The following is an 11,172-nucleotide window of genomic DNA, read 5'->3' as shown; positions in this document are numbered from 1 at the left end:
CGGCGGGTACGGCGCGATGCCCAGCACTTCCGAGTTGAAGCGGTCGCGCATGATGTCCTCGACCATCGGGCGGGCCGCCTCGACCATGGCCTGCGCCTCGTCGGCAGAGGTGGCGACGAGCGGCACGTCGAGCCCCTCGAGCTCGGGCGCGTCGCCCACGGTGTAGTCGGCCACGGTCTGGCCGACGTGGAACACGCCGTCGCCCAGCATCCGGTAGACGTCTGCGCCCGCGATGCCCATCTGGTCAAAGCTGGTCAGCTGCGCGGTGAAGGCGCCGCCGGTCATCTCGGGGAGCGCTTCGGTCCAGAACGGCGTGGTGAACTGCTTGTAGAGCGGCAGGCTGGACCAGCTGCCGACCACGGCGAGCTCTTCCTGTGCGAGCGCCGGACCGGCCAGCAGCGCGGCGGTCATTGCGGTCATCATGGTCTTTTTCATGGGGAGTCTCCTGTTGGGTTGGATCGTGTTTGGTTCTTGTTTGTTGCGGCCTCAGGCCGGGTGCACCCCGGTGAGGCGGCGTTCCGCGTGGCTCGACGGGATGTCGGTGACCAGCATGTGCCCCGGCGCATGGGTGATCGCGAGGGCGGGTTTGGCGGCGGTGATCGCCGCCTGCGGCGTCACCCCGCAGGCCCAGAACACGGGAATGTCGCCGGGACGGATGTCGGGCACATCGCCGTAATCGGGCGCATCGATGTCTTCGATGCCGATTTGCGACGGGTCGCCCAGATGCACCGGCGCGCCATGCGCCAGCGGGAAACGCTCGCAGATCGAGATCGCCTCGATGGCATCGGCGGCGGGCATCGCCCGCATGCTGACGACGAGCGGCCCCGAGAAGCGCCCGGCGGGCCGGGTCGCGAGGTTGGTGCGGTACATCGGCACGTTGCGGCCCGCGTCCTGGTGGCGGACGGGAATGCCTGCGCGGGTCAGCGCATCCTCGAAGCTGAACGAGCAGCCCAGCGCGAAGGACACCATGTCATCGGTCCAGAGATCGGCGATGTCGGTGGGCTCGGCCACCAGTTCGCCATCGCGCCACACCCGGTAGCGCGGCACGTCGTGGCGCAGGTCGATATCGCCCAGTGTCGGCAGCGACGGATCGCCCGGCTCGCCCACCGCCAGAAGCGGACAGGGCCGCGGGTTGGCCTGACAGAAGCGCAGGAATTCCTGCGCGTCCTCGCCGGGCAGCATCACGAGGTTGGCCTGCAGCGCCTCGCCGCCGTGGCCGGCGGTCGGGCCGGTGAAACGGCCCTCGCGGATGCGGGCACGCAGGTCCTTGGGAGACGAGATGGCGCGGGTTTGATCGGTCATGGCAATTCTCCAGTTCCCCAGAGCATTCCGCAGAGTAACCGATTAGATCAATAGGTCGATTTCACCCAGAACCGATCTCCTCAGAAGATCAGCCATACCCAGCCTCGACCGCTGCCCGCGTCACCTCACGCCCGATTTCCTCATTCCTTTCAGGATCATGGCAGATCACGAACTCGAGCGGTGGGAGTTTCGCTTCGGGCAGCACGTCGATCTCCTGCAGCAGGATCTGCGGCCAGGCGGCGACGATATCGTGCGGAATCGTCCCAATGCCGAATCCCTGCTGCACGAGGTTGACCATGGTGGCGAGCGAGGCCGAGCCATGCACTGTCGCGGGCTTGCGACGTCCTGCGGTCATCACCTCGAGCACCTGCCGGTGCGGGATGGTGGTCTTGGGAAAGGAGACGATGGGCAGCGCCGCAAGGTCGTCGATCCCCGCCGGGCTCGGCAGGGTGAAGTGCTCGGGCGAGACGAACCAGCCCATGCTGACCGGCGGCAGCGGCGTCAGCGCGATGCCGCGAGGCGCCTGGTCGCGCAGCATGATGACCACGTCGAGCGCATCGTCGCGCAGCGCCTGCCCCATTTGCTCGGAGGTATCGACCGAGATCTCGAAGCGCAGCATCGGGTGGCGGGCGCGCAGCGTGGTCAGCATCCGCGGCAGCAGCGTGTGGGTCATGGTCTCGGCCACGCCGAGCCGCACCACGCCGGCCATCACCCCCTGCGTCAGCTCCTCGAGGATGCGGTCGCGCTGCGCGATCAGCACCTCGGCCTCGTCGACGAGCCGGCGCCCGGTGGCGCTCAGCCGCACGCCGCGCCCGGCGCGCTCGAAGATGGTGATGCCCATGCGGTCCTCGAGATGGCGGATGCGGCGCGAGATCGCCGACTGCGCCAGCCCGGTGGCATCCGCCGCCGCGCGAAACCCGCCATGGCGCACCACGGAGCGGATGATCTCGATATCCCTGAAGCCGAACATGGCCCCATGCTAAGGCCCCTCGGGCCCCGCCCTGTCAAGCGCTCTCGCCGCCCTCTGGCCCGGGAAGAGGCAAAGAAAACCATCGCCATAGCGTCTTTGGGGGCGTAGAATTGGAACAGCGACCCCGAAGCTGTGGCGCGCGAGGCTCGGAGCCGCCCAAGTGGAGGAGACGGAGCCATGAAACCCCTTGCCATGCTGCTGGCGCTTGCCGCGCTCATCACCCTTGCCGCCTGCGAAGGCCAGGACAGCTACCCGCTGTCCGGCGAGCCCTGCGCGGCCGACGACCCTGTGCAGGAACTTGACGCGCGCGACTGTGTGATGTGAGCCGAGCCGCCCTGACCGGCTCAGCCGAGGCGGGTCGCGAGCCAGATCAGCCCGAGCAGAACCGGCTGGTGCACGAGATAGACCGACAGGCTGTGCCGGCTGGTCCATGTGATCATTGCCGGCAGGCTCAGCGCGGGCAGCGCGCGGAGATCGACCGCGCGGGCCAAGGCCATGCCGAAAAGGAACGGCGCCAGCCACGGCACCAGCGGCAGGAAATCCAGCGACGGGCGCACCGTGGCGCTGAGGCCGGTCCAAGCCAGCCAGAAGCTGTCGAACACCGCCCGTCCGAGCGTCAGGTGCAGCGTGAAGACCGCCGCGCCCGCCAGCGCCGTGGCCCATGCGGGCAGGCGCAGGAAGACGAGGCCGATCAGGCTTGCCGCGGCGATGCTGTGCAGGATGCCGAAATAGACGAAGCGTGACGGGAAGGCGACGTAAGTCGCGACGCTCACCAGCGCCGCCGCCGTGACGATCATGACAAAGCGCCGCCGCCACGCGGCAGGGCGCAGGCCCTGCCCATGGGCGAGCACGAGGCTCACCCCCGAGAGCAACAGGAAGCTGCCCGCCACCAGCCGCGCAAACAAAGCCCAGCCGCCGCTCAGCGTCAGGCCCGGCGGCACGAGGCCAAAGATCTCGAGATCACGGGCGAAGTGGAACACCACCATGCCCGCCAGCGCCGCGACCCGCGCGAGGTCGATCCAGCCGATGCGGGCCGGCGCGGCGCTCAAGAGAAGGTCCCCGGCACCTTCTTTCCAGTGACCTTTTCCCAGAACTGGTCGGCGCGGGCCTCGAAGGTCGCGCCGCCGCGCGCGTCGCTCTGGTAGAGGCTGCCGGGGGTCAGCCCCGGCACGTATTCCTGCTCGACCCAGCCGCGCGGATCGTTGTGCGGGAACTGGTAGCCCACGTGGCCGAGCTTCTCCGCGCCGGAATAATGCGTATCGCGCAGATGCTTGGGCACCAGCGCCGGCGCCCCCTGCTCGACCATCGCCAGCGCCGCGCCGATGCCGCGGCAGGCGGAGTTCGACTTGGGCGCACGCGCCACGTGCAGCGCCGCGTGGGCGAGGATGATGCGCGCCTCGGGGTAGCCGATCTTCTCGACCGCCGTGGCCGCGGCGACCGCCGTTTGCAGCGCGGTGTTGTCGGCGAGGCCAACATCCTCGGAGGCGTGGATCATGATGCGCCGGGCGATGTAGCGCGGATCCTCTCCGGCATGGATCATCCGCGCCAGCCAGTAGAGCGTCGCGTCCGGGTCCGAACCGCGCATCGATTTCACAAAGGCCGAGACCACGTCGTAATGCTGATCACCCGAGCGGTCGTGGTTGATCGCCGCCGAGGCATAGGCCTCTTCCAGCATCGCCTCGGTGATCTCGATGCGCCCGCCGGGATGGCCCACGGCGAGGCTCTCGAGCGTGGTCAGCGCCCGGCGCGCATCGCCGCCCGAGCGCCCCGCCACCAGCCGGACCTGCTCGGGCGTCATGTCGACATCCAGCCCGGTCTCGCGCAGATGCCCGATGCCGCGCCGCACCACCTGCTCCATATCCTCGAGGCTCATCGGCTCGAGCTTCAGGATGGTCGAGCGCGAGACCAGCGCCGGCGGCAGCGCGTGATAGGGATTGCCGGTGGTGGCGCCGACAAAATCCGCCGTGCCCTCCTCGCAGATCGACAGCAGGTCGTCGGCCTGCGTGGCCGAGAAGCGGTGCACCTCGTCGACAAAGATCAGAAGCGGGCGGATGCGCGCCTCGTCGGCGATGCGGCGCAGCTCCTTCACGCCGTCGCGGGTGGCGTGCAGTGGGCGGAACTCCTTGCCCAGCATCTTGCCCACGGCGCGGGCGATGGTGGTCTTGCCGATACCCGGGGGCCCGTAGAGGATCAGGCTGCCCAGCGCGCCCGCTTTGATCCGGCGGCGCAGAATCGAGCCTTCGGCGGTGATCGCCGGCTGGCCGATGACATCGTCGAGGGTCTCGGGCCGCAGCGCGGCGGCGAGCGGCACATGCCCTTCGCGGGGGGCGGCATCGAACAGGTCGGTCATCGGGTCCTCGGTCCTTGCGGTCGGCGGGCCGCCAGCACCGGCCCCAAGGCAGACATACGCAAGCCGGGCGGCAAGGAGAAGGCTTGACGCCTGAGCGGCGCGCCATTGCCGCATCGCAAGGGCCCGGCGCGACGGATCAACCACAACGTGCAGAGCTTTTCCGATACACCGCAAGAATGTTTAGACATTGTGGAGACGTTGCGTAAGGTTAACACCATTGATTTGTCCCTTTTCGAGGAGCAGCGCCGCCATGTCCGGAGGAGGAGCCACGGTGACGTCGAAGCCCGCGCAGACCCTGCGAACCGTTCTGTCGGCCGCCGCCGTGGCCGCATTCGCCTTGCCTGTGCCCCTGCTGGCGCAGACCGCGAGCCAGGTCACGCCGGGGAGCTTTCAGCCGCCGCTTCAGAATCTTCAGGGCTCGGTGGTGTTCTCGGGCGCCACCGGCACGCAGGCCCCTCCGGGGGCCGAGCAGATCGGCATCACGCTCTCGGGCGTGTCGCTCGATGGCGGGTTCCCGCAGATGGCCGAGGCCAATGCCGCGCTCGAACGCCGCCTGACCGGCGGCCGCATCCCGGTGTCGGAGATTTTCAACGCCACAGCCGATCTCGAGGCGGCCTATGCCCGGGCGGGCTATGTGCTGGCCCGCGTGGTGCTGCCGCAGCAGACCCTGCGCGATGGCGGCGTGCTCTCGGTCGGCGTGATCGACGGTTTCGTCGAGGCGGTGGACACCTCGCAGGTGCCGCCCGAGGTGCGCCCCCGCATCGAGGCGCTGACCGCGCCGCTGGTCGACCGCAAGGGCGTCACCCTCTCGGAGCTTGAACGCCAGCTGCTCCTGTCGGGCGACGTGGCCGGGGTGGCGCTGGGATCGGCGCTGACCACCGGCCAGCAGCCCGGCGGCACGGTGATCGCGCTCGACCCGGAATTCCAGAAGATCACCGGCTTCGTCGGCTTCGACAATTTCGCGCCTGAGGATCTTGGCGGGTTCACGCTGAATGCGGGCGTCGAGTTCAACAGCCCCTTCAAGTTCGGCGAAACGATCTATGGCCGGATCTCGGCCACGCCCGACCAGATGTTCTCGGCCGATCCGACCTATCGCATCCTCGCCGCCGGCGCGGTTGTGCCGCTGGGCAGCTCCGGGCTCGCGCTGAACTACGAGATCACCAGCGCCGACACCACGCCCGACAACGAGGACATCCCCACCCGCTCGGATTTCGACCGGCACTCGCTGCGCCTGATCTACCCGTGGATCCGCTCGCGCCAGCTCAACCTCACGACGCAGCTGATGCTCGACCATTCGATCGACCGGCAGGAGCTGCTCAATGGCGGGGCCGAGGTTTACGAAGACCGGCTCACGGTGCTGCGCGCCGGGGTCAACCTGACCTACAATCACGTAGACGGCGCCTTTTCCGAGTCGGCGCTCTTGCTGTCGCAGGGGCTCGACACGCTCGGCGCGCGCAGCGCAAGCGACGCGCGCGGCGACACGCCGCTGTCGCGGGCCGGGGCCGATGCCACCTTTACCAAGCTCAGCGGCTCGGTCACCCATCGCCGGGCGCTTGGCGAGGCCGTCTCGCTCAGCCTGATCGGACGCTTCCAGACCTCGTTCGGAGAGCCGCTTCTGACCTCGGAGCAGTTCAGCATCGCCGGGGCCGGAGAGCTGTCGACCTTCGATGCCGGCGGCCTGCGCGGCGACAGCGGCTGGGTCGTGCGCACCGAGCTGTCGCGCCCGACCAACGTCCAGTTCCAGACCACCCCGCTCGTCGTGAGCCCGTATATTTTCGCGGGCATCGGGGCGGTGCGGATCGAGAATCCGACGGCGCTCGAAGAGTCTTTCGAGCAGGCCCGCGCCTATGGCGTCGGCATCGACATCTTCTCGCAACCCGCTTCACGATTTCGAGCAAGTTCATTGAGACTAGAATTTGGCAAGGGAGAACGGGATCATGGCCCGGACGACACACGCTTCAGCCTGTCGGGGAACTTCCGCTTCTGAGAACAAGACGCGCCTGAAAGGCCGGCTGCTCTGCAGCACCCTGATCCTGATCGCGCCGGCAATTGCGGCCGCCGATCAGCTGCCGACCGGCGCCAGCGTGGCCAGGGGCGATGTCAGCATCGCCACGCCCGGGGCGCAGTCGATGACCATCACCCAAGGCTCCGACCGCGCGGTGGTGAACTGGAACAGTTTCTCGATCGGCAAGAACGCCTCGGTCGACATCCGCCAGCCCTCGTCCTCCAGCGCCATCCTGAACCGCGTCACCGGCAATACCGACAGCCGCATCCACGGCCGCCTGACGGCCAACGGGCAGGTGCATCTGGTCAACCCCAACGGCATCTTCATCGGCAAGAGCGGCCGGGTCGAGACCGGCGGCGGCTTCGTCGCCTCGACGCTCGACGTGATGGACGGCGATTTCATGGCGGGCCACCTGCGCTATAGCGGCGACCGCCGCTCCGCCGGCGTCACCAACCGCGGCGCGATCACCGTGGGCCGCGGCGGCTATGCGGCGCTGATCGGCGGGCGGGTCGACAACGCGGGCACCGTGGTGGTGCCGCTTGGCAAGATCGGCTTTGCCGCGGGCGAACTGGTGACGCTCGACGTCTCGGGCGACGGTTTCCTGCAGGTCGCCCTGCCCTCCGAGGAGGACGGCAATCCCGAGGCGCTGATCCAGAACTCGGGCCGGGTCTCGGCCGATGGCGGGCTCATCGAGATGAAGGCCGCCACCGCGCGCAACGCCGCACGCAACGCGATCAACCTTTCGGGCGTGGCCGAAGCGCGTTCGGTGTCGCTGCGCAACGGCGCCGTGGTGCTGGGCGGCGGCGGCGGCGGCAGCGTGCGCGTCACCGGCCGCGTCACCACCCGCGCACCGCGGATCAGCGCCGAGGCCGTCACAACCTCGCTGCGCCCCCAGACGCGCCCGACCGGCGGGCGCATCGACATCACCGGCGCGCAGATCGCGCTTGAAGGCGCCCGCCTCGACGCCAGCGGCGACGGCGGCGGCGGCCTGATCCGCATCGGCGGCGATTTCGCCGGCGCGGGCAACCTCGCCCATGCCGACAGCGTCACCATCGACGCTGCCACCGCGATCAGCGTCGACGCGCTCACCGAAGGCGATGGCGGCCGTGCGGTCATCTGGTCGGACCTGTCCACTGCGTTTGCCGGCACCATCAGCGCCCGCGGCGGGGAGCTCGGCGGCAATGGCGGCTTCGTCGAGGTCTCGAGCGCCCGCGCCCTGTCCTATTCCGGCCTAACCGACCTGCGCGCGCCGGCGGGCGATTTCGGCACCCTGCTGCTCGATCCCGACGATATCCTCGTGCCCGGCACGCTCTCGGAGGCCGATGTCGAGACCGCGCTGTCGCTCGGCAACCTGACGCTCGACACCAGCGAGTTCTGCTGCGGCAGCGATCCGGGCGATATCACCATCCGCGCCGATATCGACTGGACCGCCGGCACCACCTTCGAGCTGATCGCCGACCGCAACATCGACATTCTCGGCGCCATCAACGGCAACGCCGATCCCGCCGCCGCCTTCGTGCTGAACGCCACCGGCACCGTCACGCTCGCCTCCTCCAGCGCCATCGACGTGTCGAACCTCAGCATCGCGGCCGACATCGTCAACGCCAATGGCAACGTCACCGAACGCGGGTCAGGCGGCAGCATCGTCGCGCGTGATTTCAACGTGATTTCGGGGTTCTGGAGGCAGACAGGCCCGGCGCTGTCACCTTTCGCAGTGACCGATTTCCAGCTCGGCAGCGGCGCCAGCTTCCTGCGCGCGGCCGGCGGCAGCGGCACCGCCGCCGCGCCCTACATCCTGACCGATGCCTACGGCCTGCAGGGCATGGATTCCTTCGACATGCTCGACAGTCATTTCGCCCTCGGCAATGACATCGACGCCACGTCGACCGCCGCCTGGGGCGCCGTCGGAGAGGGCGCGCTCGGGTTCGATCCGATCGGCAACAGCGAGCTGGGTTTCTCGGCCTCGCTCGAGGGCAACGGCTTCACCGTCGACGGCCTCCACATCAACCGCCTGTCGGATGTCGGCCTGTTCTTCTCCACCGAGGCCACCACCTCGGTGATGGATCTGACCCTGTCCAACGTCGACATCACCGGCGACAATGCCGGCGGCCTCGTCGCCACCAACGCCGGAACCCTCAGCAATGTCGCGGTGACCGGGGTCGTGACCGGCTATGCCGGAGAGACCCTGACGGGCAATTTCGGCGGCGATGCCGGCGGGCTTGTCGCGGTCAATACCGGTGTGATTTCCGGCGCCTCCTTCGACGGTCTGGTGACGGGATCGGGCACCGCCTTCCGCAGCTTCGCCGGCGGTCTGGTGGGATCGAATGGCGGGCTGATCACCGACTCCTCCGCCGCCGGCACGGTTCTGGCCACCGCCGACACCACCGCCCTGTCCGGCGGTCTCGTCGGCATCAACATCGGCACGATCAGCGACAGCAGCAGCTCTGCGGACGTTATTCTCGCTGTCGAAGCCGACGGCACCGAGGTCGCCTCGCAGATCGGCGGCTTCGCGGCGGTCAACGCCGGCACCATCTCGGGGTCGGAGGCAACCGGCGACGTGACCGCTTTCATCGGCGACTTCGATCCCGAAGAGTTCGAGAGCACCGGCAGCCTGCTCTCGATCACCCCCGGCGACACCGAGCTGAACGCCGGCGGCTTCGTCGGCTACAACCTGTCCGACACCGGCCTGCCCGGCATCATCACGGGATCGCGCTCGGAGAATTCGATCTACGTGCAGGGCGGTTTCAGTGACGCCTATGTCGGCGATGTCGCCGTCGGCGGGTTCGCCGGGCGCAATGAAAGCAGCATTTCGAACTCTCGTGCCGACAGCGATGTCAGCGTGCTGCTGACCGAGGATCTGGCCTCGGACGTGATCGACATTCCTCTCACGGTGACCGGCATCGCCGGCGGCTTTGCCGGGGTGAATGCGGGCGTCCTGTCGCAGACCGGGGCCACGGGCTCGGTCGCGCTCGAGGAGTATCACGCCATCCAGGAGCTCTTCGCCGGAGGGCATACCGGGCGCAACGATGCCGGCGCGATCTCGGACAGCTTCGCGCAGGGCCCGGTCAGCCTCACCTTCAACAACAGCCCCGGGACCGGCATCATCGGCGGCTTCGTCGGGCGCACCTTCGAGGGCAGCCTCGCGCGGGTCTTCGCCTCCGGGCTCGTCACCCCGCCCCCGGCGGGCACCATCCTGTCCGGCGGTCTGGTCGGCGAGAACCTCTCCTTCGACCCGGACATCGTTGCCACCCCGGTCACCGCCTCCTACTGGGACACCCAGAGCACCGGCCAGGCCGACAGCGCGGGCGGCATCGGCCTGACCACGGCGGCGTTCGAGGACACCGCGGGCTTCTTCGCCCTCGCCGGCGCGGCGGGCTGGGATTTCGACACCGTCTGGGCGCCTGGCGACACCGGCTTCTACCCGGCGATCTACAGCATCGACCAGGTGGTCTTTGCCCGGCCGGACCCGGTCACCCTGCAATATGGCGAGACCCCGACGGCCAGCACCACCGGCAGCGTCTCCGGCGGCCCGTCGGTCTATGTCTTCCCGCCAGCGGGGGACACGCTCGACACCGCGCCGCTCTTTGCCGACCTCGTGTTCCCGTCGGACGATGTCGGGTCCGGGACGTTCACCCTTGCCACGACCGCGCTCACCAGCACGCTGGGCGAGACCTACCGCGTGGTCGACCTGCCCGCGGCCTTCACGATCACGCCCGCCCCGCTGACCATCACCGCCGACGATCAGGTCAAGACCTACGGCGAGACCTTCACCTTCGCCGGCACCGAGTTCTCCACCTCCGGGCTGCTGTTCTCCGACAGCGTCGCCAGCGTCGACCTCGCCAGTGACGGCGCGCTCGACACCGCCCCCGTCGCTGGCTCCCCGTACGCCATCACCGCCAGCAACGCCTCGGGCACGGGGCTCAGCAACTACACCATCGCCTATGTCGATGGCGCGATGAGTGTCGATCCGGCGGCACTGACCATCACCGCCGACGATCAGGTCAAGACCTATGGCGAGACCTTCACCTTCGCCGGCACCGAGTTCACCACCTCCGGACTGCTGTTCACCGACAGCGTCGCCAGCGTCGACCTCGCCAGCGACGGCGCAGCGGAAACCGCCCCCGTCGCAGGCGCACCCTATGCCATCACCGCCAGCAACGCCTCGGGCACAGGGCTCGGCAACTACACCATCGCTTATGTCGATGGTGCCATGACGGTCGATCCCGCGGCGCTGACCATCACCGCCGACGATCAGTTCAAGACCTATGGCGAGACCTTCACCTTCGCCGGCACCGAGGTCTCCACCTCGGGCCTGCTGTTCACCGACAGCGTCGCCAGCGTCGACCTCGCCAGCGACGGCGCGCTCGACACCGCCCCCGTCGCAGGCTCCCCGTACGCCATCACCGCGAGCAACGCCTCGGGCACGGGGCTCGGCAACTACACCATCGCCTATGTCGACGGTGCCATGACCGTTGACCCGGCAACGCTCACCATCACCGCCGACGATCAGCTCAAGACCTACGGCGAGACCTTCACCTTCGCCGG

The 11,172-nt window shown here is 68.7% G+C and carries 8 protein-coding genes; 3 read left to right on the top strand and 5 right to left on the bottom strand.

Annotation, left to right across the window (positions count from 1 at the left end; translation table 11 throughout):
* From AC6RA4_RS18510 to AC6RA4_RS18500, 3 genes are all read right to left on the bottom strand, one after another.
* A partial coding sequence (locus AC6RA4_RS18510; RefSeq protein ID WP_500162877.1) for a type 2 periplasmic-binding domain-containing protein occupies positions 1 to 435 on the bottom strand: 435 nt, incomplete at its 3' end.
* A gap of 51 nt (positions 436 to 486) precedes the next feature.
* Positions 487 to 1,302: a putative hydro-lyase gene (locus tag AC6RA4_RS18505; RefSeq protein WP_500162875.1), complete on the bottom strand. Its 816-nt coding sequence runs from the start codon at positions 1,300 to 1,302 to the stop codon at positions 487 to 489.
* An 88-nt stretch (positions 1,303 to 1,390) separates the two neighbouring features.
* Positions 1,391 to 2,272: a LysR family transcriptional regulator gene (locus AC6RA4_RS18500; protein ID WP_500162874.1), complete on the bottom strand. Its 882-nt coding sequence runs from the start codon at positions 2,270 to 2,272 to the stop codon at positions 1,391 to 1,393.
* Between the two features lie 177 nt (positions 2,273 to 2,449).
* Between AC6RA4_RS18500 and AC6RA4_RS18495 the strand changes: the two genes are divergently transcribed.
* Complete coding sequence (locus AC6RA4_RS18495; protein WP_500162872.1) at positions 2,450 to 2,596, top strand: hypothetical protein; 147 nt, start codon at positions 2,450 to 2,452, stop codon at positions 2,594 to 2,596.
* Positions 2,597 to 2,616: 20 nt separating this feature from the next.
* On the opposite strand, the gene AC6RA4_RS18490 is transcribed toward AC6RA4_RS18495, so the two are convergent.
* Positions 2,617 to 3,321 (bottom strand): heparan-alpha-glucosaminide N-acetyltransferase, encoded by a 705-nt coding sequence (locus tag AC6RA4_RS18490; RefSeq protein ID WP_500162870.1) that lies wholly within the window; start codon positions 3,319 to 3,321, stop codon positions 2,617 to 2,619.
* Positions 3,318 to 4,622 carry a replication-associated recombination protein A gene (locus tag AC6RA4_RS18485; protein ID WP_500162869.1) on the bottom strand — a complete coding sequence of 435 codons (1,305 nt, stop codon included), beginning with the start codon at positions 4,620 to 4,622 and terminating at the stop codon, positions 3,318 to 3,320. The genes AC6RA4_RS18490 and AC6RA4_RS18485 overlap by 4 nt, the downstream gene beginning before the upstream one ends.
* 250 nt (positions 4,623 to 4,872) lie before the next feature.
* On the opposite strand from AC6RA4_RS18485, the gene AC6RA4_RS18480 reads away from it, so the two are divergent.
* Both AC6RA4_RS18480 and AC6RA4_RS18475 read left to right on the top strand, forming a co-directional pair.
* The gene (locus AC6RA4_RS18480; RefSeq protein ID WP_500162867.1) at positions 4,873 to 6,609 is read left to right on the top strand and encodes a ShlB/FhaC/HecB family hemolysin secretion/activation protein; all 1,737 of its coding nucleotides are present in this window, start codon (positions 4,873 to 4,875) and stop codon (positions 6,607 to 6,609) included.
* Positions 6,560 to 11,172 (top strand): two-partner secretion domain-containing protein (locus AC6RA4_RS18475; protein WP_500162866.1); only part of this gene is annotated, 4,613 nt, incomplete at its 3' end. The genes AC6RA4_RS18480 and AC6RA4_RS18475, both read left to right, overlap by 50 nt.

This window comes from Salipiger sp. (assembly GCF_059781815.1).
This window is presented reverse-complemented; position numbering and strand designations above follow the sequence as displayed.